At 68.9% G+C, this 26,104-nt stretch carries 24 protein-coding genes and 2 tRNA genes; 19 read left to right on the top strand and 7 right to left on the bottom strand.

Annotation, left to right across the window (positions count from 1 at the left end):
* The first annotated feature begins 3 nt into the window (after window positions 1-3).
* From dnaG to BJY17_RS02760, 8 genes are all read left to right on the top strand, one after another.
* A complete protein-coding gene (dnaG, locus tag BJY17_RS02725; RefSeq protein WP_179550024.1) occupies window positions 4-1,878 on the top strand; it encodes a DNA primase in 1,875 nt (624 codons plus the stop codon).
* A 190-nt stretch (window positions 1,879-2,068) separates the two neighbouring features.
* Window positions 2,069-3,700, top strand: a complete 1,632-nt coding sequence (locus BJY17_RS02730; RefSeq protein ID WP_179550025.1) for an ABC transporter substrate-binding protein — start codon at window positions 2,069-2,071, stop codon at window positions 3,698-3,700.
* A gap of 97 nt (window positions 3,701-3,797) precedes the next feature.
* On the top strand, window positions 3,798-4,889 hold the full coding sequence (locus tag BJY17_RS02735; protein ID WP_246303635.1) for an ABC transporter permease: 1,092 nt from the start codon (window positions 3,798-3,800) through the stop codon (window positions 4,887-4,889).
* 1 nt (window position 4,890) lies between these two features.
* A complete protein-coding gene (locus BJY17_RS02740; protein WP_179550027.1) occupies window positions 4,891-5,964 on the top strand; it encodes an ABC transporter permease in 1,074 nt (357 codons plus the stop codon).
* Window positions 5,961-7,649 carry an ABC transporter ATP-binding protein gene (locus tag BJY17_RS02745; RefSeq protein ID WP_179550028.1) on the top strand — a complete coding sequence of 563 codons (1,689 nt, stop codon included), beginning with the start codon at window positions 5,961-5,963 and terminating at the stop codon, window positions 7,647-7,649. Before BJY17_RS02740 ends, BJY17_RS02745 begins: the two co-directional genes overlap by 4 nt.
* Complete coding sequence (locus tag BJY17_RS02750; protein ID WP_179550029.1) at window positions 7,649-8,506, top strand: ATP-binding cassette domain-containing protein; 858 nt, start codon at window positions 7,649-7,651, stop codon at window positions 8,504-8,506. The genes BJY17_RS02745 and BJY17_RS02750 overlap by 1 nt, the downstream gene beginning before the upstream one ends.
* Window positions 8,503-9,519, top strand: coding sequence for a D-isomer specific 2-hydroxyacid dehydrogenase family protein (locus BJY17_RS02755; RefSeq protein WP_179550030.1), 1,017 nt, complete (start codon window positions 8,503-8,505; stop codon window positions 9,517-9,519). Before BJY17_RS02750 ends, BJY17_RS02755 begins: the two co-directional genes overlap by 4 nt.
* 91 nt (window positions 9,520-9,610) lie before the next feature.
* Window positions 9,611-9,683, top strand: a tRNA-Asn gene (locus BJY17_RS02760).
* A gap of 77 nt (window positions 9,684-9,760) precedes the next feature.
* Here the strand turns inward: BJY17_RS02760 and BJY17_RS02765 are convergent.
* Window positions 9,761-10,246, bottom strand: a complete 486-nt coding sequence (locus BJY17_RS02765) for a GNAT family N-acetyltransferase (protein ID WP_179550031.1) — start codon at window positions 10,244-10,246, stop codon at window positions 9,761-9,763.
* Between the two features lie 82 nt (window positions 10,247-10,328).
* On the opposite strand from BJY17_RS02765, the gene BJY17_RS02770 reads away from it, so the two are divergent.
* Both BJY17_RS02770 and BJY17_RS02775 read left to right on the top strand, forming a co-directional pair.
* Window positions 10,329-11,090, top strand: coding sequence for an AzlC family ABC transporter permease (locus BJY17_RS02770; RefSeq protein WP_376866129.1), 762 nt, complete (start codon window positions 10,329-10,331; stop codon window positions 11,088-11,090).
* Window positions 11,087-11,392: an AzlD domain-containing protein gene (locus BJY17_RS02775; RefSeq protein ID WP_074259180.1), complete on the top strand. Its 306-nt coding sequence runs from the start codon at window positions 11,087-11,089 to the stop codon at window positions 11,390-11,392. Before BJY17_RS02770 ends, BJY17_RS02775 begins: the two co-directional genes overlap by 4 nt.
* Window positions 11,393-11,428: 36 nt before the next feature.
* On the opposite strand, the gene def is transcribed toward BJY17_RS02775, so the two are convergent.
* The gene (gene def / locus BJY17_RS02780) at window positions 11,429-11,992 is read right to left on the bottom strand and encodes a peptide deformylase (protein WP_179550033.1); all 564 of its coding nucleotides are present in this window, start codon (window positions 11,990-11,992) and stop codon (window positions 11,429-11,431) included.
* 40 nt (window positions 11,993-12,032) lie between these two features.
* On the opposite strand from def, the gene BJY17_RS02785 reads away from it, so the two are divergent.
* From BJY17_RS02785 to BJY17_RS02815, 7 genes are all read left to right on the top strand, one after another.
* Window positions 12,033-12,950: a DMT family transporter gene (locus BJY17_RS02785; protein ID WP_179550034.1), complete on the top strand. Its 918-nt coding sequence runs from the start codon at window positions 12,033-12,035 to the stop codon at window positions 12,948-12,950.
* 169 nt (window positions 12,951-13,119) lie between these two features.
* A complete protein-coding gene (locus BJY17_RS02790) occupies window positions 13,120-14,373 on the top strand; it encodes a glycosyltransferase (protein ID WP_322789725.1) in 1,254 nt (417 codons plus the stop codon).
* Between the two features lie 10 nt (window positions 14,374-14,383).
* Window positions 14,384-14,457: transfer RNA gene (locus tag BJY17_RS02795), tRNA-Ile, on the top strand.
* 28 nt (window positions 14,458-14,485) lie between these two features.
* Window positions 14,486-14,719: a hypothetical protein gene (locus BJY17_RS02800; RefSeq protein ID WP_179550035.1), complete on the top strand. Its 234-nt coding sequence runs from the start codon at window positions 14,486-14,488 to the stop codon at window positions 14,717-14,719.
* Window positions 14,720-15,841: 1,122 nt separating this feature from the next.
* Window positions 15,842-16,951 carry a flavohemoglobin expression-modulating QEGLA motif protein gene (locus BJY17_RS02805; protein WP_322789726.1) on the top strand — a complete coding sequence of 370 codons (1,110 nt, stop codon included), beginning with the start codon at window positions 15,842-15,844 and terminating at the stop codon, window positions 16,949-16,951.
* 35 nt (window positions 16,952-16,986) lie between these two features.
* Window positions 16,987-17,946 carry an ATP-grasp domain-containing protein gene (locus BJY17_RS02810; RefSeq protein ID WP_246303636.1) on the top strand — a complete coding sequence of 320 codons (960 nt, stop codon included), beginning with the start codon at window positions 16,987-16,989 and terminating at the stop codon, window positions 17,944-17,946.
* Window positions 17,947-18,019: 73 nt separating this feature from the next.
* On the top strand, window positions 18,020-18,718 hold the full coding sequence (locus BJY17_RS02815) for a hypothetical protein (protein ID WP_179550036.1): 699 nt from the start codon (window positions 18,020-18,022) through the stop codon (window positions 18,716-18,718).
* Between the two features lie 69 nt (window positions 18,719-18,787).
* Here BJY17_RS02815 and dinB read toward each other — a convergent pair whose 3' ends face one another.
* Window positions 18,788-19,984 carry a DNA polymerase IV gene (gene dinB / locus BJY17_RS02820; protein WP_179552681.1) on the bottom strand — a complete coding sequence of 399 codons (1,197 nt, stop codon included), beginning with the start codon at window positions 19,982-19,984 and terminating at the stop codon, window positions 18,788-18,790.
* Window positions 19,985-20,221: 237 nt separating this feature from the next.
* Here dinB and BJY17_RS02825 point away from each other — a divergent pair, with 237 nt between their 5' ends.
* Together BJY17_RS02825 and BJY17_RS02830 are read left to right on the top strand one after the other, a co-directional pair.
* A complete protein-coding gene (locus BJY17_RS02825; RefSeq protein ID WP_179550037.1) occupies window positions 20,222-20,794 on the top strand; it encodes a hypothetical protein in 573 nt (190 codons plus the stop codon).
* A gap of 95 nt (window positions 20,795-20,889) precedes the next feature.
* Window positions 20,890-21,309: an MmcQ/YjbR family DNA-binding protein gene (locus BJY17_RS02830; RefSeq protein WP_179550038.1), complete on the top strand. Its 420-nt coding sequence runs from the start codon at window positions 20,890-20,892 to the stop codon at window positions 21,307-21,309.
* A gap of 19 nt (window positions 21,310-21,328) precedes the next feature.
* Here BJY17_RS02830 and BJY17_RS02835 read toward each other — a convergent pair whose 3' ends face one another.
* The 4 genes from BJY17_RS02835 to BJY17_RS02850 form a co-directional block, all read right to left on the bottom strand.
* Window positions 21,329-22,477, bottom strand: a complete 1,149-nt coding sequence (locus BJY17_RS02835; RefSeq protein ID WP_179550039.1) for an enoyl-CoA hydratase/isomerase family protein — start codon at window positions 22,475-22,477, stop codon at window positions 21,329-21,331.
* Window positions 22,478-22,546: 69 nt separating this feature from the next.
* The gene (locus BJY17_RS02840; protein ID WP_179550040.1) at window positions 22,547-23,983 is read right to left on the bottom strand and encodes a DUF1254 domain-containing protein; all 1,437 of its coding nucleotides are present in this window, start codon (window positions 23,981-23,983) and stop codon (window positions 22,547-22,549) included.
* A gap of 71 nt (window positions 23,984-24,054) precedes the next feature.
* A complete protein-coding gene (locus tag BJY17_RS02845) occupies window positions 24,055-25,512 on the bottom strand; it encodes a flotillin family protein (RefSeq protein ID WP_179550041.1) in 1,458 nt (485 codons plus the stop codon).
* Between the two features lie 86 nt (window positions 25,513-25,598).
* A complete protein-coding gene (locus BJY17_RS02850) occupies window positions 25,599-26,069 on the bottom strand; it encodes an NfeD family protein (RefSeq protein ID WP_179550042.1) in 471 nt (156 codons plus the stop codon).
* Window positions 26,070-26,104 lie beyond the last annotated feature (35 nt).

The raw sequence follows: 26,104 nt of genomic DNA on the forward strand, positions 1-26,104 counted from the left end.
GCCATGGCGGGCCGAATTCGACAGAGCGATGTCGATGAGGTGAAGGCCCGCACGAACATCGCCGACATCGTGGGCGAGCACGTCAGCCTGAAGTCCGCCGGCGTCGGTTCGATGAAGGGCCTCTGCCCCTTCCACGACGAGCGCAGCCCGAGCTTCCACGTGCGGCCGGGGCTCGGCTACTACCACTGCTTCGGCTGCGGCGAGTCGGGCGACGTCTACTCGTTCCTGCAGCGCATGGACCACGTCTCGTTCACCGAGGCGGTCGAGCGGCTCGCGGGTCGCATCGGCTTCGAGCTGCACTACGAAGACGGCGGGCAGGCCTCCGACCACGGCAACCGTGCCCGGCTGCTCGCCGCGAACCAGGCGGCCGCCGAGTTCTTCGTCGAGCGCCTCAGCGCGCCCGATGCCGAGGTCGGCCGACGGTTCCTCGGCGAGCGCGGCTTCGACGCCGAGGCGGCCCGGCGTTTCGGGGTCGGCTTCGCGCCCAAGAGCTGGGACGCCCTGACCGACCACCTCAAGGGTCGCGGCTTCACGACCGAGGAGCTCTCGGCCTCCGGCCTCGTCTCCCAGGGCGACCGCGGCGTCTACGACCGCTTCCGCGGCCGGCTCGTGTGGCCGATCCGCGACGTCACCGGCCAGACCGTCGGCTTCGGCGCACGGCGTCTGCTCGACGACGACAAGGGCCCCAAGTACCTGAACACCCCCGAGACCGCGATCTACCACAAGTCGCAGGTGCTCTACGGGCTCGACCTCGCCAAACGCGACATCTCGAAGACCCACCGCGTCGTGGTCGTCGAGGGGTACACCGACGTCATGGCGTGCCACCTCGCCGGCATCACGACGGCGATCGCGACGTGCGGCACCTCGTTCGGCGTCGACCACATCAAGGTGCTGCGCCGCGTGCTCGGCGACGCCTCGGGCGTCGGCGAGGTCGTCTTCACGTTCGACGGCGACGCGGCCGGCCAGCAGGCTGCGATCCGCGCGTTCGGCGAAGAGCAGCGCTTCGCCGCCCAGACCTTCGTGGCCGTCGCCCCCGACGGGCTCGACCCGTGCGACCTGCGCCTGGCCCGCGGCGACGCAGCCGTGCGCACCCTCATCGAGTCGCGCACGCCGATGTTCGAGTTCGTCATCAAGCACACGCTCGCCCGCTACGACCTCGAGACGGTCGAGGGCCGGGTGGCCGCGCTCCGGGCGGCGGCACCCGTCGTCGCCGACATCCGCGACCCCGCGCTGCGACCCGGATACACGAGAGAGCTCGCCCGCATGCTCGGCGTCGAGCTCGGCGAGGTCACGCGGGCGGTGCGATCGGCGGCGAGCCGGCCGAAGTCGGGGGAGTCGGGCGGCGGCCAGGCCGCGGCATCCGGAACCGCCGGCGCCGGCGAGGCGACGGATGTCCCCGAGCGACCGTTCTCGATCACGCAGCTGCCGAGCGACCCGGCGACCCGCCTCGAACGCGACGCATTGCAGGCGATGGTGCAGCATCCCGACACCGTCGGAGCCGACCTGCTCCGGCACGCGATCGACTGCCGGTTCGGCAATCCCTCGCTCGCGGTGATCCGCGACGGCATCGCCTCGGTGCTCGCCTCACCCGACCCCCAGGTGCGCGTCGACCGCGTCATCACAGAGGTGCCCGCACCGTTCGCGAGCCTCGTGCAGCAGCTCGCGGTCGCACCGATGCCGCATCGCAACGAGGCCGAGCTCACCGTCTACGTGCAGGGCATCGTGAGTGCGCTCGTCGATCGCGAACTGCTGCGTCAGAAGTCCGAGCTGCTCGGGCGCCTGCAGCGCACCGACCGCACCGATGTCGCCGCGTACGCGGCACTGCAACGCGCCCTCGTCGAGATCGAGACCGAGCGCCGTGCGCTCAGGGCCGACTGAGGGCCATCCCCACGAAGGTGCCCGTCGACGCGCATCCATTGCGTCCAATGTTGCAGATCGGTAAACATTCGGCCGTGGAGCCGCCGCTCCAAGCACCATTCCGAGGCCGTGTGCTACGTCTTGGGGATACGAAAACGCGTCTGCGCGCAGCGCAGCGCGATTGAGTCCTGACAGGAAGAGGTAGACGGATATGACATCCGCATCCAAGAACGGGCGGCGCAGCCTCGTCGCAGTGGCCGGTCTCTCGGCCGCAGCCCTCGCTTTGGCCGGCTGCACGGCCGGCGGCGGGGGCGACGAAGCCTCCGGCAGCTCGATCACCGTCGGCACCACCGACAAGGTCACCACGCTCGACCCGGCCGGCTCGTACGACAACGGCTCGCTCGCCGTGCAGACGCAGGTCTTCCCGTACCTGCTGAACACCGACTACCAGAGCACCGAGGTCGTGCCCGACCTCGCCGAGTCGGCCGAGTTCACCTCGCCGACCGAGTACACGGTCACGCTTCCCGCAGGCCTGAAGTGGGCGAACGGCAACGACCTCACGGCCGACGACGTCAAGTTCTCGTTCGACCGCCAGCTCGCGATCGCCGACCCCAACGGCGCGTCGAGCCTGCTGTACAACCTCGACAGCACCGAGGTCGTCGACGACACCACCGTCGTCTTCCACCTCAAGGCCGAGAACGACCAGGTCTTCCCGCTCATCCTCACCAGCTTCCCGGGCGCCATCGTCGACGACGAGGTCTTCGCGGCCGACGCGCTGACCCCCGACGACGACATCGTCGCCGCGAACGCGTTCGCGGGCCCGTACACGATCACGAGCTACGACTTCAACACGCTCATCTCGTTCAAGAAGAACCCCGAGTACAAGGGCCTGCTCGCCGAGGCGAAGACCGACACGGTCAACCTGAAGTACTACGCCGAGTCGTCGAACCTGAAGCTCGACGTGCAGGAGGGCGGCATCGACGTCGCCTACCGCAGCCTCTCCGCGACCGACATCGAAGACCTCAAGGGCAACGACAAGGTCAACGTGGTCGAGGGCCCCGGCGGCGAGATCCGCTACATCGTCTTCAACTTCGACACGCAGCCGTACGGCGCGAAGACGCCCGAGGCCGACCCGGCCAAGGCCCTCGCCGTCCGCCAGGCCGTCGCCGACCTCATCGACCGCGATGAGCTGGCCGACCAGGTCTACAAGGGCACCTACACGCCGCTGTACTCCTACGTGCCCGCCGGCATCGCAGGTGCGGTCGAGCCGCTCGTCGAGATGTACGGCGACGGCCAGGGTGCGCCCGACGCCGACAAGGCCGCCGAGCGCCTCACGGCTGCCGGTGTCACCACTCCGGTCGAGCTGAACCTGCAGTACTCGAACGACCACTACGGCCCGTCGTCGGCCGACGAGTACGCGCTCATCAAGGACCAGCTCGAGTCGACCGGCCTGTTCACGGTGAACCTGCAGACCACCGAGTGGGTGCAGTACTCCGAGGACCGCGTCGCCGACGTCTACCCGGCGTACCAGCTGGGCTGGTTCCCCGACTACTCGGACGCCGACAACTACGTCACGCCGTTCTTCCTGATCGAGAACTTCCTCTCGAACCACTACGTGAACCAGGAAGTCAACGACCTGATCATCAAGCAGGCCTCCGAGCCCGACCCCGCAACCCGTACCGCCGACATCGAGGCGATCCAGGAGAAGGTGGCGGCCGACCTCTCGACCGTGCCGTACCTGCAGGGCGCTCAGGTCGCCGTGACGGGCACCGACGTGGAGGGCGCCGACCAGACGCTCGACGCTTCGTTCAAGTTCCGCTACGCGGCGCTGACGAAGGGCTGAGCCGACTGAACGGCTAGAGTCACTTCTACGCAAGGAACGGATGGCCCGCTCTCCCGAGCGGGCCATCCGCATTCGAGCCTCACCCGATTGGCGAACATTGACCTCAACGACGACGGCGCCCGCCAGTAGCGCGTCCCCCGCAACACGGAGACCACCCAGATCCTCCGGCGGCGGCCTCGGCCGCTACATCATCGTGCGGGCCCTCCTCATCATCCCGACGGTGTTCATCCTGGTCACCCTGGTCTTCGTGCTCATGCGCTCGACCGGCGACCCGATCACCGCGAAGCTCGGCGGCCAGCTCCCGGCCGACCAGCTCGCCGAGCGCATCCACGCCGCCGGCTACGACCGCCCGATCATCGTGCAGTACCTCGAGTACCTCGGTCAGATCGCCACGGGCAACTTCGGCACCACGCTGACCGACAACCGTCCGGTCACCGAGATCCTCGTGACCTACGGCGCTGCCACCCTCGAGCTCGCGTTCTACGCGCTCCTCGTCGCCTTCGTCGTCGGCATCCCGTTCGGGCTCATCGCCGCGTACTTCCGCGACAAGGGGCAGGATGCCTCGCTGCGCGTGTTCGCCATCCTCTGCTACGCCACTCCGGTCTTCTTCGCCGGCCTGCTGCTGAAGCTCATCTTCTCGGTGTGGCTCGGTTGGCTGCCGGTCGCCGGTCGCGCCTCGGTCAGTGCGCAACTCCAGATGGAGTTGCTGCCGAACAAGACCGGCCTCTACACGATCGACGCGATCATGACCGGCAATCCGGCGGTGCTCGGCGACGTGCTCGCCCACGCGGTGCTGCCGTCGATCGCGCTCGGCCTGCTCACCGCCGGCGTGTTCCTCCGGCTCGTGCGCACCAACGTCATCGGCACGCTCTCGACCGACTACGTCGATGCGGCCCGCTCGCGCGGTGTCAGCGAATACCGGCTCGTGCGCAAGCACGCCTACCGCCCGGCGCTCATCCCGATCATCACGGTCATCGGCCTGCAGATCGCACTGCTCCTCGGCGGCGCGGTGCTCACGGAGACGACCTTCGAGTGGAAGGGCCTCGGGTTCATGCTCTCCGAGTACCTCCAGGCGCGCGACTTCGTCGCGGTGCAGGGCATCGTGGCCCTGCTCGCCGTGATCGTGGCGCTCACCAACTTCATCGTCGACATCATCGCGGCGCTCATCGACCCGAGGGTGAGGTACTGACATGTCGACCGACACCGTCATCCAGCCGCCGAAGCGGCGCCTGCGCGACCGTCTTCCCGTCGTGCACCAGCTGCGCCAGAGCGTCGGCCTCCAGCGCGGCATGCTCATCGCGGGTCTCGTGCTCACGGGTCTCTTCGTGCTCGTCGCGATCTTCGCGCCGCTCATCGCACCGTTCGGCTTCGCCCAGCTGCGCGATGCCGAGGGCCCCTTCGGCAGCCAGCAGCCGCCGTCGGCGGAACACCTCTTCGGCACGACCGTCGGCGGCTACGACGTGCTCTCGCGCGTGCTGTGGGGTGCCCAGACCGCCCTGTACGTCATCGTCATCGCGGTGATCCTCTCGATCTTCGCCGGTGTGCTGCTCGGCCTCGTCTCCGGCTACTTCGGCGGCTGGCTCGACCGGGTGCTCGTCGTGGTGTGCGACGCGATCTACGCGTTCCCGTCGCTGCTGCTCGCGATCGTCATGGCGATCGTCATCTCGGGCGGCCAGTCCAACCTGTGGGGCGGCGTCTTCGCCGCGGCGATCTCGATCACGGTCGTGTTCATTCCGCAGTACTTCCGGGTGATCCGCGCCGAGACGGTGCGCATCAAGGCCGAGGCGTACGTCGAGTCGGCCAAGGTGCTGGGTGCCTCGAACAGCCGTGTCATGTTCCGCCACGTGCTGCGGAACGCGACTCGCACCCTGCCGCTCATCTTCACGCTGAACTCGTCCGAGGCGATCCTGACCCTCGCGGGCCTCGGCTTCCTCGGCTTCGGCATCGAGCCGACGGCGGCGGCCGAGTGGGGCTACGACCTCAACAAGGCGCTCTCCGACGTCTCGAGCGGCATCTGGTGGACGGCGCTCTACCCGGGCGTCGCAATCGTGCTCGTGGTGCTCGGCATCACGCTCGTCGGCGAGAGCCTCAACGACCTCGCCGACCCGCGTCTGCGCGGTCGTCGACGTGTCGCACAGGCATCCGGCGAGGTCGCCGAGACCTCAGTCGTTCCCGGCGGCACGCTGACGGCGGGTCCCGGAGGGCTCGCGGGTCTCGAAGACGGCGAATCATTCGACGAACACGGAATCGAGGTCCGCTCATGAGCACGGTCGTCAACATCGAGCGACTGGGCGTCTCGTTCGCCACCGACGCGGGCGCCGTCAAGGCCGTCGACGACGTCTCGCTGAAGGTCGAGCGCGGCGAAGTGCTCGCGATCGTCGGCGAGTCGGGATCCGGCAAGACCGTCACCGCGAAGACGATCCTCGGCCTCCTGCCCGAGACCGCTACCGCGAGCGGCGCCGTCATCCTCTCGAACAAGGCCGGCACAGCCGAGAGCGACGTCGTCGCACTGTCGAAGAAGCAGCTGCGGGCGGTCAGGGGCACGGATGTCGCGATGGTGTTCCAGGAGCCCTCGAGCGCCCTGAACCCCGTCTACACCGTCGGCTGGCAGATCATCGAGGGCCTGCGGGCCCACACCTCGATCTCGGCGAAGGACGCGCGGGCGAAGGCGATCGAGATCCTCGGGCGGGTCGGCATCCCCGACCCCGAGCACCGCGTCGACCACTACCCGCACCAGTTCTCGGGCGGCCAGAAGCAGCGCATCGTCATCGCCATGGCGCTCGTGCTCGACCCCGGCCTGATCGTCGCCGACGAGCCGACCACGGCGCTCGACGTCACCGTGCAGGCCGAGATCCTCGATCTGCTGCGCCGATGCCGCGACGAGTTCGGCATGGGCATCGTGCTCATCACGCACAACATGGGGGTCGTCGCCGACCTCGCCGACCGTGTCGCCGTGATGTACCAGGGCAAGGTCGTCGAGGAGGCCGATGCGAAGACGCTCTTCGCGTCGCCCAAGGCCGACTACACGAAGGCGCTGCTCGCGGCGGTGCCGTACGTCGGCACCGGCACGGCGAGCGCCATCGAACGCGCGGCGAAGCGACCGGCGGACTGGGTCGAGCAGGCGCCCGTGGTCGAGGCATCCGGTCTCGAGATCGTCTACCCGGGTCGCTTCGGGCGACCGGGCTTCCGGGCCGTCGGCGGCGTCGACTTCGTGATCCGTCCGGGCGAAGTGCTCGGGCTCGTGGGGGAGTCGGGCTCGGGCAAGACCACCATCGGCCGTGCCATCGCCGGGCTGACGAAGGTCACGGGCGGTTCGCTTCGCGTGCTCGGCCACGAGATGAACGGCGTGCGCGAGCGCGAGTTCCGGCCGCTCCGCAGTCGCATCGGCTTCGTCTTCCAGGACCCGGCGTCGAGCTTCAACCCGCTGCTGACGATCGCCGAGTGCGTCGCCGAGCCGCTCGTCATCCACGGCAGGGCGTCGAACCCGGCCGCGGCGCGAAAGCGGGTCGACGAACTGCTCGAGGCGGTGCAGCTGCCGAAGGCCTACGGCGATCGCTACCCGCACGAACTGTCGGGCGGCCAGCGCCAGCGCGCGAGCCTCGCGCGTGCGCTCGCACTCGAGCCCGAACTGCTGATCGCCGATGAGCCGACGTCGGCACTCGACGTCTCGGTGCAGGCCCGCGTGCTCGAGCTCTTCGCCGAGCTGCAGCGCGAGTTCGGCTTCGCCTCGCTCTTCATCAGCCACGACCTCGCCGTCGTCGACATCCTCGCCGACCGCATCGCCGTGCTCTACCGAGGTTCGCTCGTCGAGGAGGGCACAGGCGCCGAGGTGCTCGGCGCACCGAGCGACCCGTACACCCAGCGGCTGCTCGCGTCGCTCCCGGTGCCGGATCCCGTCGCGCAGGCCGAGCGGCGGGAAGAGCTCCGCCGACTCCGGGAGGCCGTGTGATGCGTGGCGCCGCCCACGGCTTCCCGATCGTGCTCGACGACCTGACGGTGGAGTATCCGGCGCGAGGGCCGAGTCCTGCCCACGTCGCGCTGCACGGGCTGAGCTTCTCGGTCGCGCCGGGCGAGGTGCTCGGCCTGCTCGGCAGCGCCGGAAGCGGCAAGAGCACCCTCGCCAAGCTGCTGTCGGGTGTTGCGTTCGACACGCGCGCGGCCGAGGGGCGGCCGCTCATCACCGGCGGCGACGCCACCGTGCTGGGGCAGTCGCTCCGGCGCATACCGAAGCGCAAGGTGCCCGAGTACCAGTTCCATGTCGGCTATCTGCCGCAGGACGCCGCGTCGACGCTGCCCGCCGACCGCACCGTCGCCGAGATCATCGGCGAGCCGATCCTCGAACGCGACCACCGATACAACGCGCGTGCCCTGGCGACCCGGGTCGCCACGATGCTCGACGGGGTGCGTCTCTCGCTCGGCAAGCTCGACATGTACCCGTACGAGCTCTCGGGCGGCCAACGGCAGCGGGTCGCGCTGGCCCGCGCGCTCGTGCTCGGGCCGTCGGTGCTCATCGCCGATGAACCCACGGCCGGCATCGACCTCACCGTGCGCGACGTGGTGGCGCAGCTGATCGGCGAGCTCCGACAGGAGCACACCTTCTCGGCGGTCATCATCAGCCACGACCTTCCCGTGTTGCGAAGCACCGCCGAGCGCGTCGCGGTGCTCGACCGGGGTCGGCTCGTCGCCATCGGCACGATCGACGAGGTGCTCGACGATCCGAAGCACCCGTACGTGATGGCACTGGCCGGCGCGCTCGACGCCGGGCATGCCGTGATCGACGACCTCGACCTGGGGCCTTCGATATGACGGATGCCGCGGCATCCGTTTCGCGTGCACGGCACCGCGTCGTGCACGGCGCCGCCGCAGGGCGCCGCGCTCCCTCGACTCCGGTGGAGGCGGGGCCCGTCGCGATCCTGCCGGCCGCCGATCCGGCATTCGTCGACGCCGTCGAGCGGGCCGGGGGAGTCGCCGCACCGCTGTCGGCGGCGACGCGCGGACTCGTGTGGACCGAGGCATCCGGAGGCGACGACCTCGCACGGGTGCTCGACGAGCACCCCTCGATCGGCTGGCTGCAACTGCCGTGGGCGGGCGTCGACGCGTTCGCCGGGCTGATCGAGCGCGCCGCCGGCGACGGCCGGGTGTGGACGAGCGCCAAGGGCGCGTATGCGCAGCCCGTGGCCGAGCACGCGCTCATGCTCGTGCTCGCGGTGCTCCGAGAGGTGCCGAGGCGTGTGCGTGCGACATCGTGGCAGGTCGACGAGCTCGGCCGCTCGCTCTACGGCGCGAACGTCGTGATCGTGGGCGCCGGCGGCATCGCCGTCGAGCTGATGCGCCTGCTCCAGCCGTTCGGGGCGCACGTGACGGTCGTGCGGCGCAGCGCCGAGCCGGTGGCCGGAGCCGAACGCACCCTGCCGACCGCGCGACTCGGCGAGGCACTCACCGGTGCCGACGTGGTCGTGCTCGCGGCAGCGCTCACAGGTGACTCGCGCGGGCTGATCGGCGAAGCAGAACTGCAGCGGATGCCTCGCGGCGCCGTGCTCGTCAACGTCGCGCGCGGCGGCCTCGTCGACACCGGTGCGCTCGTCGACGCCCTGGAGTCGGGCCACCTCGGCGGAGCGGGCCTCGATGTCACGGATCCCGAGCCGCTGCCCGCGGGGCATCCGCTCTGGCAGGCGCCGAACTGCATCGTGACGCCGCACGTCGCCGACACCGAGGACATGACCGTGCCGCTGTTCGCCGAGCGCATCTCGCAGAACGTGCGCGCGTTCCTCGGTGACGGCGACTTCGAGGGTCGGATCGATCCCGTCGCAGGCTACTGAGCCGTCCAGGTCGGGCTCGGCATTGTCGAGGGGGCCTCGGATTGGGAGTCGGGCGAACCTTTTGCTAGAGTATCCATCGCTGAACAAGCGATCCTCCATAGCTCAATTGGCAGAGCAATCGGCTGTTAACCGGTAGGTTCTTGGTTCGAGTCCAAGTGGGGGAGCATTCGCGGCCCGGTCTCTTCGGAGGCCGGGCCGTTCTCGTCTGCGCTGGTCGAATCGCGTCGTGTTCGCGGGCGATTCAGTCGCGGGCGATGAGATCCTTCGCCATCCAGTGGTCGGCGTAGGGCGCATCGCTGAACGCCGGCACCTCGCGGTAGCCGGCGCGCCGATACAGGCGCTGCGCCTCGACCAGGTCGCCGCGCACATCGAGTCGCATGCGTCGTACCCCGTGCTCTTCCGCAATGCGCTCGATCTCGCCGATCAGCGCTGCCCCGAGTCCGCGGCCGCGCGCCTCGGGCGTGATGAAGACGCGAGTGAGTTCGCCGATCTCGGCCTCGATGTAGCGCACCCCGGCGCAACCGAGGACCCGCTCGCTCTCGCGCGCGACGATGAACGCGCCCGTTTCGCCCTGCAGGTCGTCGCTCGGTTCGTCGATCAGCGTCTCGTCGACCTCGGCGGTCGTCGCGGGGCGCCCGTTGTAGCGGCCGATGATGTCGTCGTAATAGCGGCGGAGAATGCTTCGGGAGGACTCGGTGGTCGGGTCGGACAGTACGAAGGTGAGCACCCGCCAACGCTAGCGCGGGCCCGTCGAGCGGAGTTCAGGGCCGAAGCATCCGGATATTCTGATGGTCGGAACAGGAGGGTCTGTGGACGAGCGCACCGCTGCCGACGCGTCTGCCGCCGGCGACGGCGACGGCGCTGCGGTCGAGCGTTCGACGGCGATCCGCGACAGCCTCGCCGTCGGGCTCGCGACCGCGATCTACGGCATCTCCTTCGGTGCCCTCGCGGTGGCCGCGGGCCTCGACATCTGGCAGACGTGCTTCCTCAGCCTCGTGATGTTCACGGGCGGGTCGCAGTTCGCCCTCGTGGGCGTGCTCGCGAGCGGGGGAGTCGCCGCGGGCGGCTCGGCGATCGCCACCGCTGCGATGCTCGGCATCCGCAACGTCGTCTACGGCATGCGCATGAAGCCGATCGTCGACGAGATCGACCCGTCCACCGGGCGCGGCAGCATCTGGCGCCGCGTCGCGGCAGCGTGGGTCACGATCGACGAGTCGACGGCTGTCGCACTCGCGCAACCGAGCGATCGCGCCGCACGCGTCGGCTTCTGGGTGACCGGCATCACGATCTTCGTCGGCTGGAACCTCACGACGCTCGTCGGCGCACTCATCGGCGACGCGATCGGCGACACCCGGGCATGGGGACTGGATGCCGCGGCCGCCGCGGCCTTCCTCGGACTGCTGTGGCCGCGCCTCAAGCGATTCCAGGCAGGGGCCGTGGCAGTGGCGGCGGCGGTCGTCGCCACCCTCACCACGCCGGTGCTCATGCCCGGACTTCCCGTGCTGGTGGCAGCGGTCGTCGCGATCGTCGTCGGCTGGTTCAACCTCTTCGATCGGCGGCGGGCGTCGTGACCACCTGGCACATCATCCTCATCGCGAGTGCGGCCACGCTCGCGCTCAAACTCGTCGGGCACCTCGTGCCGGCCGGTTTCCTCGAGCGCGAGCGCCCGGCCCGCATCGCCGACCTCCTGACCGTCGCACTGCTCGCCGCGCTCATCGCGGTGCAGACCCTCGGTGTCGGCCAGGAGATCGTGGTCGACGCGCGGGTCCCAGCGCTGATCGTCGCCGCGGCGCTCTACGCGCTGAGGGTGCCGTTCATCGTGGTCGTGGCGGTCGCCGCACTCGTGGCGGCCGGCATCCGCGCACTCGGATGATCCCGCGCCACGCGGCATCCGCAGTTCTGGCGGTGCTCAGGCCTCGAGGTCGTCGACGCCGGGCATCCACTGCTGGCCGGGCTTGCCCCAGCCGAGCTTGCGGGTGATCTTCGCGACGATGCGCTGGTCGCGCTCACCGAGGCGGTCGGTGTAGAGCGTGCCGTCGAGGTGGTCGTACTCGTGCTGGAAGATGCGCGCGAGCCATCCCTCGGCCTCGATCTCGAACCGCTTGCCGTCGATGTCGGTCGCGCGGAGGATCGCGCGCTCGGCGCGGCGCAGCCCGAATCGCTCACCCGGGAAGGAGAGGCAGCCCTCCTCCTCGTCGATGTCGGGCTCGCCGGCCGGCGGCGGCGAGATCCAGAGTTCGGGGTTGATCGCGACGCCGCGCCAGCGCGTGCCGTCTTCGTCGACCCAGCCGTACGTGAAGAGGCGCAGCCCCACGCCGACCTGCGGGCCTGCGAGGCCGACACCAGGCGCCGCGTCCATCGTCTCGAACATGTCGTCGACGAGGGTGCGGATCTCGTCGTCGATCTCCTCGATCGGGAGAGCGGGGGAATGCAGCACCGGGTCACCGGTGATTCGAATGGGGAGCACGGCCATTCGGCAAGGATATCCGGCACGGAACGGGTAGGGTCGATGCGTGGAACCGGACCTGAGCGACCTCACCGAGCAGATCGCACTCGACCCCACCCAGTTCATCGGGATCCCGCTCGCCCTCGTCGGCGCGGTGTTCCTCTCCCTCGGTGCGCAGTTCCAGCACCGCGGAGTGGTCAAGGTCGAGTCGCGCACCGTCGACAGCTTCGGCAAGGGGCTGAACTTCAAGCAGCTCGCGCTGCTGCTCGCCCGGCCCTCATGGGTGCTCGGCACGGTCATGCTCGGGCTGGCGATCGTCTTCCAGCTGTCGAGCCTCTACTTCGCCCCGCTCATCGTGGTGCAGCCGCTCGGCGCCATCGCCCTCGTCATCACCTCGATCCTCAACTCGCGCATCAATCACGTGAAGCTGAATCGCAAGTCGATCACGGCGATCGTGATGTGCGTGGGCGGCGTGTTCCTCTTCGTCGGCGTCGCCGCGTTCACGGCCGTCGACAAGCCGGTCACCGAGCGGCAACTGATCACGATCCTGATCATCCTCGCCGTCGTGCTCGCCGCTGCCGGCGTCACGTTCGCGCTGTTCCGCCAGCACATCCGCGCGATCTACTACGTCATCATGGCGGGCGTGCTCTACGGCTTCGTCGCCACGCTCGCCAAGGTCGTCATCGGCCGCGTGGAACAGGGCGAGTTCGAGTGGCTCACCGCCCTCTGCCTGATCGGACTGCTCGGCGCCGCCGCCCTCGGCGCGTACTTCGTGCAGAACGCCTACGCCTCTGGTCCGCCCGACCTGGTCATCGCCGGACTCACGGTCGTCGACCCGATGGTCGCCGTCGCGATCGGCATCGCGGTGCTCGGCGAGGCGTCGCAGGCGCCGCTCTGGGCGATCGGCGTGTTCATCGTGGCCGGGGTCATCGCGGTCTGGGGCGTCTTCCAGCTCGCACGCAATCACCCCCAGACGCGCCTGTGAGCTGAGCGGAACCGGCTCCGACGACATGCCAGCGCTGGGGAGCATCCTGTGCGCTGCGTAGACTATCGTCGGATTCATTCCGCGCGTCGAGCCGCCTATCGCAGCGCCCCGATGCCCCGACGATGGCCGATCGCCCTCGATCCCTTGAAATGGTGAGGAACAACCCCACGTGTCAGACACCCCCGGTGCGAGTACCCCCGGCACCGCCGGAGCCGATATCGAGCGACCGCTCACGGTTCTGATCGGCGCCGACACCTTCGCCCCCGACGTCAACGGCGCCGCGCGCTTCGCCGAGCGCCTCGCAGCAGGCCTCGCCGAACGCGGCCACGACGTGCACGTCATGGCCCCCGCGGGCAACCGCAAGCACGGCACTTGGAAAGAGGTGCACGAGGGTCAGGAGATCACCGCGCACCGCCTGCTCAGCTGGCGCTGGTATCCGCACGACTGGCTGCGATTCGCGCTGCCGTGGCGCATCCGGCAGAACAGCGCGAGGGTCATCGACCAGGTCAAGCCCGACGTCGTCCACTTCCAGTCGCACATCATCACCGGCCGCGGCCTCTCGATCGAAGCGCAGAAGCGCGGCATCCGCATCGTCGGCACCAATCACTTCATGCCCGAGAACATGCTCGAGTTCACGCTGCTGCCCGCGGCGTGGCAGGAGTGGGCCGTCGGTCTCGCCTGGAAGGCGGCACGTCGCACCTTCGGCCGCGCCGAGGCCGTGACGACGCCGACCCGCAAGGCGGCCCAGTTCCTCGAGAAGCACACCGGCCTCGTCGGCGTGCACGCGATCTCGTGCGGCATCGACGCGCACAAGTACTCGCCGAGCTGGGAGCCGCGCACCGAGAACCGCATCCTCTTCGTCGGCCGGGTCACCGGCGAGAAGCAGATCGACGTGCTGCTGCGAGCGCTCACCCTGCTGCCGAAGGAGCTCGACGCCAAGGTCGAGATCGTCGGCGGCGGCGACCAGAAGAAGCACCTCGAGCACCTTGCGGTCGAACTCGGCATCGCCGACCGGGTCACGTTCACCGGCTACGTGACCGACGACCAGCTCCGCGAGGCCTACCACCGCGCATCGGTGCTCGCGATGCCCTCGATCGCCGAGCTGCAGAGCATCGTCACCATGGAGGCCATGGCCTCGGCGCTGCCCGTCGTCGCGGCGAACGCGATGGCGCTTCCGCATCTCGTGCACGACGGCGAGAACGGCTACCTCTTCGAGCCCAGCAACGCCGAAGACCTCGCCGCGAAGCTCCGAGTCGTGCTCGAGGCGTCGCCGGCCGAGTATCGCACGCTGAAAGAGGGCTCGATCCGGCTCATCGCCGCACACGACATCCAGCGCACGATCTCGACGTTCGAGAGTCTGTATCGTGGGAAGCCGGTGACCGATCCGGTCACCGACGTCGCACCGGCCGCCACTCCAGAGTGAGCCGGTGCGCGGGGCGGTAGCTCAGCTGGTCAGAGCAGTGGACTCATAATCCATCGGTCACGGGTTCAAGTCCCGTCCGCCCTACAAATATGGTTTCACCAGGGTGAGGGCGATGATCCGAAGAGACGCGCAGTTCACAGCCGGCCCCCATGCCGGCAAATTCTTGGTCGCCGAGGAGGACGAGAGCGGGTCGATCATTGCGCTCATCTGCAATGGTCAGCCTGGATCTCTGGAGACGATTGCAGACTTCTGGTTCGCCGACGTGGTTGAGCTGGAGCGTGGCGTGACTGAGGACGGCTGGAAGGTCACCTGGCTGCCGCGGGGAAGCCTCGGGACACCGTTCTGACCAGTAGTGCAGCTCGGGGTACAGGCGCAGTGCCGGTGTGGAACCGCACGCGGGTGATGCCGTGCGCGGTGACGACAGCGTTCGCCCGTTCGAGGAAGGCCGCGCATACCAGCCCCTTCTCGTCGGTAGGGCATTCATGTCGTGAGTAAGGATTGACGCCCGCCAGCACACTGGGCTGCCTCATACTCGATCCCAATCGGGACGTCCACGCGAAGGTAATCGTCGATGACCACAGCTCCAGCTGGTGAGAGCTCCCACAGCTACAAACGCTCCGGGTACCAGCCACAGCGCACGGCTCCTCCAGGGGTCCTCCTCTCGGGTTGCGGCTCTCGCCTCGCCGAGGCTGACATAACGGCATCCTGATCACGGGCGCGGAACCTCGGAATCTGCTTCTGGCTTCCGGCTTCTCACCCGGGGCCTATTGCGATTCGTCACGTATCCCTCGGTGTCCGATTCTCGTTAGCGCGAGGCGCGAGCCGAGCGGTTCAGACTATCCGACGATGGGCGGGTGCTCGTCGAACTCATTGATGATCAAGGCGCGGTGTCCGTCGAGATCTTCGAGCTACGCGCTGGCCGAGTAACCAGTGAGTGGGAGTTCTTGTTCGGCCCATCCGTGAGTTCGTCAACTGAACTCGGACCCACTACGGCAATCTAGCCGGGTCCAGCTGATCTCACATCGCTGCGACGTACCCCCGCTACTGGCGTCGTGAGTACTTCGACATCGTTCACCTACGCATAGTGCACTCCGTGCCAGCATGCAAGGCCTCGACGCCGCGACGGCGGCACGCATACGGTCTGATCATCGAGTGAACGGAGCCACCATGTCCGATCCGGAGATCACCCCGTCGCGGACGGCTGACGACTCAGGTGGGAAGAGCGATGACCGTCGCGGGTCGAGCCACGACGTCACCCTTCCTGCGGAGACCCAGATCGAAGACGAGACCGTCGGGATCGATACTGCGTCGGGTGGGACCCAGAGCCCCGGGGACGACGATGAGTGACGCTCGCCCTGGCGATCCTGGCACTCCCGAGGACGAGCATGTTCGCGAGACGCCATCACCGACCGAGCGGCTGGCGCCGGCACTCGACATCGACGCACGGCTCACCGAGATCGAGCGTCGCGTGAACCTGCTCGTCAACGTCACCCCACTCAACGCGGCGGAGGCGTGGGCGGACTTCGAACGCAGCGACTTCGGCACGGCCCCCACGTTGCGGCTGCGGCCGTTGGACTTCGACCCGGACCTGCTGCAGCGCGACCTGTACGACCTCGAGGTCGAGGACGTGGACGACCCGGCGCTGCACACGCTCTTCCGGGCGAAGAGGGATGAGATCGCCCGGCAGATCACCGCGTTGGAGGACCGCGACACGTCACGGTTCCTCTACGGGTCACTCCAGCTCTACGGCACGGTGGCTCCTCCGCTGGCCACGGCGGCGGAGGAGTTGCTCGAGACCATCCCCCCGCAGGCGCCCAGTACCCAGACCATCACGGCCGGGGCGTTCGCCGATGCGGCTCGGGTGGAGTTCGAGCGCTACCGTGCCGTGTATCCGGACTTCCCGGTCAGCGTCGAGGTGCGGGATGACGTCTCCGAGCTGATGGTGTCGTTCGGCCGCCTGCTCATTCCGGAGTCCGCCGCCTTCCGGGCCGACCGGGTCGAGCCGCTGCTGCACCACGAGGTCGGCACCCACGTGGTCACCTATCAGAACGGTGCCCGGCAGCCACTGACGATGCTGACCATCGGCCTGCCCGGCTACGACGAGACCCAGGAGGGGCTCGCCGTGCTCGCCGAGTACCTGACCGGCGGGTTGGATCCGCGGCGGCTGCGCGTGCTCGCGGCGCGAGTGGTCGCGGTCGGCAAGATGCTCGACGGCGCCGGCTTCCTGGACATCTTCGAGTCGCTGCGCGCCGACCATCGCATACCGGCGCGGACCGCCTGGTCCATCGCCATCCGGGTCGTCGTCGGGGGCGGATCGGTGAAGGATGCGATCTACCTGCGGGGGATCACGCGCATCCTCGACGCCCTCGCCGAGGGCAGCCGCCTCGACGTTCTGCTCGTCGGCAAGCTCGCGTTGGACCACATCCCCCTGGTGCAGGACCTGCTCGACCGCGAGGTGCTTCACGCACCATGGGTTCGGCCACGCTGGCTGGACGTGCCGGGCGCGCACGAGCGCCTGGAGAGGCTGCGCGCGGGCGCGACGGTCACCGACCTCTACGAGGGAGACGTGGCGGCATGAAGCTCGCATTCCTCGTCAACGACGTCGACACCGAGATGGCCGAGTACACGACCACTCGACTCGCCAGGGCCGCAGCCCGGGGCGGGCACGAGACGTGGTACGTCGGCGTCGGGGATCTCGAACACGGCAGCAGCGACGGGCAGTTCGCGGCCACGGCTCGCGCCGCGAGGTGGGAGAGCGACGACACCCTCGACCGTTTCATGGAGAGGATCAAGGCGCGCGACACCGAGCGGATCATCATGGACGACCTGGATGCGCTCGTCCTGCGCAATGAATCGATCGACGACCTGCAGGAGCGCCCGTGGGCCAGCCCGATGGGCGTCGTGTTCGGACAGATGCTCGCGGACCGAGGTGTGACCGTGGTGAACGACCCGAACACCCTCCATCGAGCGACCAGCAAGCTCTACCTGGAGGAGTTCCCCGAGACGGTCCGTCCACGGTCGCTGGTGACACGAGATCCGGAGGCGATCAAGCGGTTCGTCGACGAAGTCGGTCACTGCGTCGTCAAACCGCTCTACGGGGCCAAGGGCCGCAACGTCTTCATGATCGAGGGCCCGGGAGAGACCAACCTCGCGCAGATGACGGAGGCGGTGCTGCAGGACGGCTACGCCATCATCCAGGAGTTCATCGACGGAGCCGACGACGGCGATGCCCGGATCTTCCTACTGGAGGGCCGCATTCTCGAGCGCGACGGCAGGCCGGCCGCCTTCCGACGCGTGCCCACCGGCAACGACCCCCGCGCCAACATCAGCACCGGCGGCCGATCTGTGCCTCTCGAACTCGGTGAGGCCGAGTTCGGCATCGTCGAGGCGATGGGTGCCAAGCTCGTCGCCGACGGCATGTTTCTGGTGGGCATCGACGTGATCGGCGGCCATGTGGTGGAGATCAACGCGGAGAGTCCCGGCGGGTTCCAGAGCGTCGAGAGGCTGTACGACATCGATGTGGCCAAGACCGTCCTCGAAGCTCTCGAACGCCGCGCGAGCCCGGGGTCCTGAGCCCGCGCGCCGGCCGAGGTACTTGAATCCTGGCCGCAGCGGGCGCACAGTAGAAGGAGCGAGAGGGGGTCTCATGCGCGACTGGATGCCTCGACCTGACGTCATGCCGATCCTGTCCCCGGGCCGGCACTTCTCCCCACGGCGTGGGGCCTGCTTCATGGAGTTCGCGTCGTACCTCGCGGGGGAGCGTTGGAGCGACCATCCCGCATGCACGCACCGCACCCTCGCGCTGCTCGCACGGATGGTGAACGACCGGACGAGCGAAGCCGGCCGCGCCCGGCTCACGCCGCTCATCCCGACGGTCATCGGCCTGACGAGCGATGACCCGCTTCTCGACGTGCTGCTCGCCGTACGAGCTGCCGGCGCCGCCTTGCCCATCGCCGCCGAAGAGCGTCAGCGTTCGCTGGCGGTGGGGCTGCGAGTCGCCCTCAGGGTGCTCGCGGATCGGGACGATCCCGCCCCGGAGCTGCGCGCACTGGGCCAGGCCGCCCTGCGCGCCACTCCCGCCGCCGATGCCTGGGCTGAGAGATTCATGGAGGAAGTCGGTCCTTCCCGCCCCGGCATGACTGTGCGCCAGTGCTCCGCTCTCGCCACCAGCGCCGTCGATGGGATCGCGCGGGCGTGCGTCGCAGATCCCGATGACCATCTCGTCGCCCTGCTCAGTGCTGCCGTATCGGACACGGTTCGCTTCGTGGGTGCGGATCGAGGCCGAACTCTGCGACGACCACATCCAAGTCCCGTCGTCGGTGCAGCAGTCATCTCGCTTCGCTGAGGCGGTTCGCGCAGGTCGCTCCAGATCGGCGTGATCGGCCCCGCGATGACGCGGCATCGGCCATCGTGCTCACTCGTATTCGGGCAGCATCGGGGGCGACCACCCGGGGTCGCGACCGAGCTGCGCAGCTCGCGCGACCGACGCCGCGCCGAAGCGATCGCGTACCGCGTCGAGCACGGTGTCGAGCTTCATCCCGTCGTCCCAGTCGATCGGCAGCTCCGGCTGGAGGCTGTCGGCGCGCGCCAGTTGCGACAGCGAGACGCCGATCAACGTGATGCCGCGCTCGGCGATCTCGGGCTGCGAGCCGGCGAGCAGCTCTCGTGCCACGGAGAGCAGCACTGCGGTGCGGTCGGTCGCGGAGTGGATGGTGCGCGATCGGGTGGCCTTCGCGAAGTCGCCGTAGCGAAGACGCAGCACGACCGTGCGGCATGATCGGTCGCCGCCGCGAAGACGGCGGGCGAGTCGATCGACGATCTGGGTGAGGATGAGGTCGAGTTCGTCAGCGGAGCGCGGGCGGTTGCCGAGTGCGCGCTGGGAGCCGATGGAGCCGCGGCGGCGCGTGGTGTCGACCGGGCGCGGATCCCGGAGTCGGGCCAGCGCGTGCAGATGCGCGCCCGTCGCCTTGCCGAGCAGCCGCTCCGCGGTCGCGGCTTCGAGCTCGGCCAGTTGGCCCACCGTGACGATGCCGAGTCGGTGCAGCTTCTCGGCGGTCACGGCACCGACTCCCCACAACCGTTCCACCGGCAGCGGCAGCAGGAACGCCTGCTCCCGTTCGGGCTCGACGACCAGCAGCCCGTCGGGCTTGCTGACCGCGCTCGCGACCTTCGCGAGGAACTTCGTCCGTGCGATCCCGACCGAGATGGCCAGCCCGACCTCTCCGCGAACCCGCTCGCGCAATCGCACCGCGACCTGCTCGGGCGTGCCCGCGATGCGCCGCAGACCGCCGACCTCCAGGAACGCCTCGTCGATGGAGAGCCCTTCCACAACCGGTGTCGTGTCGCGGAAGATCGCGAACACGGCTCGACTGGCTGCCGAGTATGCGTCCATCCGCGGGCGGACGACAACGGCATCGGGGCACAGGTCGCGTGCCTGTCGGCCACCCATCGCGGTGCGCACCCCGCGGGCCTTCGCCTCGTAACTCGCCGCCAGCACGACACCGCCGCCGACGATGACGGGTCGCCCGCGAAGCTCGGGCGCGTCGCGCTGCTCGACGGAGGCGTAGAACGCATCGAGATCCGCGTGCAGCACGGTCGCCTCGCCCCGCATCTCGTCCTCCGAACCGGTCGTACCGCGGATCATCGCACGCACCGGCGACACCGGGATTCGGCCGCGAGGACAGAACGACGTACCGACTCCGAGCGGCGGCGTCACCCAGCTCGTGGCTGACTGCCCAGGCGGCCGTCGGGATGGCCGTCGAGGACGCATCGGCTGCGGACCGATGCGCTATCCGATCGTTATCGTTCCGTCCACAGAGGGCACCTCACGTCGCAATATGCTTTCGGGATGCCTCGAATCCTCAAGCCCGTCGCTCTGGCCGTTGCGGCCGCACTCGCCCTCGCAGGTTGCTCGAGCAACGCGGGGAGCGATTCTCCGTCCGCGAGTGCAGCGCCGACGCCGGCTGCAGCACCCGCCACGGGGATCACGGTCGAGGGGACCGGCTACGAGTTCACCGCACCCGAGGGCTGGGAAGTGCCGGCCGACTTCTCGCTGCCCGGTGCCGACGTCATCGTCGCCGACCTGACGGACTCCGACGGCTTCGCAGACAACGTGAATGTCTTCCTCTCGCCTGCGGGTGAGCTCGCGCCCGACCAGGTCGAGTCGATGGGTGTCGGCGAACTCGAGGGGGCAGGTGCCACCGAGGTGACGGTCCGAGACCGCATCGTGGTTGCGGAGTCGGAGTCCGCGCACATCTCGGCCGGTCTCTCGTCGAACGGAGCCGACTATCTGATCGAGCAGTACTACGTGACCCAAGACGGCCAGACCTACGTCGTCACGTTCTCGTTCAGCCCGACCGTGTCGCAGCCCGACCGCGACGAGCTGTCCGAGTCCGTGCTCGCGACGTGGAACTGGTCGTAGGTCGCCCAGCCGGACTTCTTCGGCCCGGCGCCGGCGCCGGGCGCGTGAGCCCCGTGAAGGCGCTTCCGGTCGGTGGTGCGTCGTAGGCTTGCGCCGTGGCCAACCTCGATGATCTCCGTCGCACCGCCGTCGGGCTGCCCGGGAGCGAAGAGCGAGCGACGACGGGCGGCGCCGCCTGGTTCGTGCGCGGCAAGCTCTACGCCTGGGAGTGCCACCCCTGGCCGAGCATCCCTGAAGACATGCGTACGATCATCGCGGCAGAACTCGTCGTCGGCGTGAAGGTCGCCGACCCAGTCGATGCACTCGCGCTCGTCGAGATGGCACCCGGTGTGTTCCTGCGCACCACCACGAGGTGGGGCGAGCCGAAGGTGGCGTTCCGCATGGCGGGGATCGACGAGCAGCACCTCGCAGAGCTGGTGACCGAGGCGTGGAGAGTGCAGGCTCCGAAGTACTTGCGGGCCCGATTCGACGAGCTCGGCCCCGAGACCGCCGCCCTGCCGTCACGAGGGGACTAAGCGTCGCGGTCGATGCCGCCTAAGCCGGCTCCTCCTCGGGGATGCCGAGGCCGCGAGGGAACACGCTGTGGCGGAGCTGGGTCTCCATGGCGCCGACGATGCCGGCGATGTCGACCGCCGCGAGATCCGCGGGCAGCCAGTCGGGCACGGCGTCCTGATGGAGCGACTCGGTGTTCTGCGCCACCAGTGCTTGCACCCCGGTGAACATGTCGGGCTGCGTCGTGAACCAGCGTGCCAGCCGCAGCTCGCGCTCGAGCGCCTCACGCAACGATTCACCGTCTCGCGCGGCGCGCACGGAGCGAAGGGTCGCGGCAAGTGCTGTCGGCGAGAGTCGGAGGAGCGTGTCTGCGGCCTCGGCCGCGTTCGCGGCAGCCTCGGGGTCGCTCGAATCGGCGGCGCGCAGCCCGGCGACCACCTCGTCGTTCGAGAACGCCCAGAGGCGCTCGAGGATCGCATCGACCGAGTCCGCGGCATAACAGGCGTCGATCCAGTCGCGACGGGTGAGCACCGTCGAGATTCCGGGATCGGCCGCGAATCGCTGAACCTTCTCACGGGGCGCGCTCGTGTCACCGTCGTCCTCGAGCGCCGCGGTCAACTCGCCGACCCGCTCCGTCGGCACCATCACATCGGCGAAGCCGAGGGCGATCGCGTCCGCTGCGGTCAGGTCGACCGAGTTCAAGGCGAGGTACGTTCCGATCTCGCCCGGGGTGCGCGCGAGCCGCCACGTCGCACCCCCGTCGGGGACGAAGCCGTATCCGGTCTCGGGGTGCCCGAGCTTCACCCGATCCGTCACCACTCGTGTGGAGGCATGGCCGGCAAGCGAGATGCCGCCGCCCATCGTCATGCCGTGCATGATCGACACGATCGGTTTGGGGTACTCGGCGAGCTTCGCGATCAGACGGTACTCATCGCGGAAGAAGACCGCACCGATCGTCATGCCCTCGGCCGCACGAGCCAGGATCTCGCGGAAGTCGCCACCCGCGCAGAACCCGTAGTCGCCGACGCCGTCCAGCAGGATCGCCGAGACGGCGGGATCCTCCGCCCACGCGTCGAGCGCTTCGGTCATGGCGCGCATCATCTCGAGGTCGATCGCGTTGATCGACTCCGGACGATTGAGACTCAGGTGGCCGAGTGGGCCGACGACGACGGAATTGACAGGCGTGTGCACCCGTACAACGCTAACGGGCGTGGGCCCCTGGTGACGACTCGACGTGCAGCTCGAACGTCTCGGCCGGGCTCAGCCGATCGGCTCGAACTCGTTGAGGCGCCAGGTCTGATCGAACCAGGGCTCGAGCGGACCGTAGACTCGCAGCACCGGGAACCAGGACTTGCCGGGCAGCGTCTCGACCCAGTTCGACTCCTTGCCTTCCGGAGCGGTCGGGCCGAAGTAGAGGTCGAACGAGCCGTCGTCATTGGACTGGAGCTTGCCGTCGTTGCTAGCGAGAGCCGGGTACGGCGTCGAGGGGATGACGAGGAGCGACCGCGTCTGCGTGTCGTACAGGTCGACGGCCCAGAAGTTCTTCGCCGGGGGATTGGCGTCGACGTGCAGACGATAGCTGCGCGCGCCGTCGAGGAGCTGTCCTTCGGAGTCGTGCACAGTGTAGGCGTACGCCGACCCGGCACCGACCTGCGCGTGCGCCATCGCCGGGGTGATGACCGTCGCGAGGTAATGGAACTGCGTGCGGGCATCGAGAAGCCGAGCACCGTCACGAAGGAATTCGTAGTCGCCGCCGACGAAGGCGTTGCGCCATGACCCGTAGAGCACCGCCTCGGGGTCGCGCGGTGCGTAGCTGACCGTTCGGGCGAGGCCGGCGGCGATCGGCGCCGCCAGCTCGAGGATGGCGCGCAGTCGCGCATCGGGCGCGAAGGGCTGACCGCTCACGATGCCGATCGCGGCGAGCTGACCTGCCCGTTCCGCGTCGAGAGCGTCTGCCGGCTCCTCCTGAACCAGCTCGGCGACCTCTTCGTAGAACGAGTAGTCGTTCGCGTGCACGGTATTGAACGGGGTCTCCGAGAGAGTGACGAACTCGTTCTCTGCGGGGTTCGCCGCGTCGGCGAGCGGATAGATGCGCGTCTGCTTCATCGCGGGCACGCCGCCGAGCGCGCGCAGCACGACGAAGTTCGTGTACGTGGGTGTGCGGTAGACGAAGTAGCCGTCGGGCACCTCGCCGTCGTAGCCCGGCGGCAGGAAGAGGTACTTGCCGCCGGCGCCGTGGTCGGGCCCTGCGATGCCCATGTCGGCGACGTACCGGAACCAGAAGTCGTCGACGACGCACAGCGATTGCGGTGGGGCCTCGATGACCGTCGGCCCCCACGCCTTCAGGTCGAGCATGGTCACGCCGTAGGTCGTCTCGGTGTTGGGCGTCAGGAACAGTGCCTTCGAGGTCGCCCGGGGCTCGGTGATGCCGATCTGCCGGGCCGAGGTCACGCCGGCGCTGCGGAGGCCCGCGCGGAACGCCACGAGCGACGCGCCGGGAACGGCGTTCAGGAACACATCGACGGCTCGGATGAGGTCGAGCGCGTTGTACGCGGTCTCGACGGTCTCGGGCACCGGCACTCCATCGAAGAAGTGCAGATCGCCGAACGGCGACGGGACGGTGTCGGGTGTGCTCACCGAGGCCACGGCTTCCGCCATCTGGGCAGCGGTGAGTCCTGGACGCGCGTGCTCTGACATGTTCCCCCTTGATCGAACGTCCTCTCACCTTGGCAGTGGTGAGGGTCGAAGTCGACCAAGGGGGCGGCGCGTCACTCCGCCTTGGTGTCGGCCGCCTTCACGAGCTGGCCGCCCGCGAGTCCGGCGAGGATCGACCCGACGTCGAGCCCGGTCAGCGACTTCACGACTTCGGTGCCTTCGCCGAGCACCTGGCCGACGGTCTTCGTGACGGCGCTCGCGCCGTCGGTCGAGACGACGGTCAGCGTCTTGATGTTCGAGATCGGCTCCGCCGCGGCACGTACGATCTCGGGCAGGCGCGAGATGATCTCCTGTGCGAGGGCCGCCTCACCGTACTTCTTCAGCGCCATGGCCTTGGCATCGGTGGCGGCGGCCTCGGCGAGACCTTCAGCCTGGATGGCGGCGGCGCGGGCCTCGCCGTCGGCACGGATACCGGCGGCGAGTGCGACCTGACGGTCGCGCTCGGCCTCACCGGCGAAGCGCACCGACGTGGCGGATGCCTCGGCGTCCTGCACCGCCGCGACCTTGTTGGCCTCGGCGATCTTGGTGCGCTTGTACGCCTCGGCCTCGGTGCTCGCGTTCGCGGCGTCGCGGATGGCGGTGGCGCGCTGCACCTCGGCGTAGGCCTCGGCCTCGGCGGGCTTGCGGATCTCGATGTCGAGGCGCTCCTGCGTCACGAGCGCCTGCTCCGAGAGCGCATCGCGCTCCTGCACGGCGACCAGTTTGTCCTGCTCGGCCTTCGCGAGCTGACCGGATGCCTCGGCCTCGGCGTTGGCCCGATCGGTCTCGGCCTTGATCGTGGCCTGCTTCAGGCTCAACGCCTTCTGCCGCTCGGCGACCTGCTCGGCGGCCTCGATGCGCGCGAACTCGCTCACCCGGGCGGCTTCGGCTTCGCTCACCTCGGCGACCTGACGTGCGCGGGCGGCCTCGGCGCGACCGAGGTTCGCGAGGTACTCGCTGCCGGGCGTCGAGATGTCCGAGATGTTCAGCAGGTCGACCTGCAGGCCCTGTTCGACGAGGTCGGTCTTGGTCTCGGCGACGACGCGGTCGGAGAGGCTCTTGCGATCGGAGATGATCTGCTCGATCGTCATGTCGCCGACGATCGAGCGAAGCGAGCCCTCGAGCGATTCCTTGATGATCTCGGTGAGCAGGCTCTGCTGCGAGAGGAATCGCTGGGCCGCACGGCGGACGCCGTCTTCGGTGCCGCTGACCTTGAAGTTGATCGACGCCTTGATGGCGATCTTGATGCGGTTCTTGTCGACGCCCTCGACGGTGATGCCGATCTGGCGCTGCTCGAGCGAGATCGCGAAGCCCTGCTGCAGGATCGGCCAGATGAAGGTGCGGCCGCCGATGACCACGCGCTGCGCCGACGACTGCTCGGGGGCGGCGCGGCCGGCGCCGCGACCGACGATGACGAGCGCCTCGTTCGGCGGCACGCGGCGGATTCGGCGGGCGATGAACGTCAGCAGTGCGAGCAGCGCGATGACGATCGCGATCACCGAGATGACTTGGATCAGCAGGGGGGAGAGCATCGGGTTTCCTTTCGGGAGGAGACGCAGGAAGGGTGGTGCAGGGGACTTTCGGGGGTTGAGCGGGAAGTGCGAGCGGAGGGGCGTGGTCAGCCCGCGACGACCTTCACGCGGCTGCCGGCGTGCTCGACGACGCGCACTCGAGCGCCCTCCGCGATCGGCTCGTCGGAGTACGCCAGGCGGCGCTCGAGCTCACCGGGGCCGTCGAGGCTCACCTCGCCGCCTGCCGTCGTGACGTCCGAGCGTGCGACGCCCGAAAGCCCTACGGCCGAGGCGGGCACCCCGTCGGAGCTCCGGGTGAGGTTGCGGATCGCGAGCACGCAGAGCAGGTAGGCAACTGCGGCGAGCACGATCGAGAGCACGTACACCCAGACGATCTCGAGTCCCATGCTGGCGACGAGGGCGCCCGATGCGCCGAAGACGACCATGCCGACGGCGAGTGCCGTGCCGGAGAGGGCGCCGTCGCCGATCTCGAGGTGGTCGAAGATGTCGCCGAGCACGAGTGAGATGACGAGGAGTACGAGGCCGATGCCTCCGACGATGAGGAACGGAAGGAGCATCGACTGCCTCTCTGCGCGCGAGAACCCGGGCGAAG

Origin of the sequence: Agromyces hippuratus, assembly GCF_013410355.1 — a bacterium.
GTDB classification, from domain to species: domain Bacteria; phylum Actinomycetota; class Actinomycetes; order Actinomycetales; family Microbacteriaceae; genus Agromyces; species Agromyces hippuratus.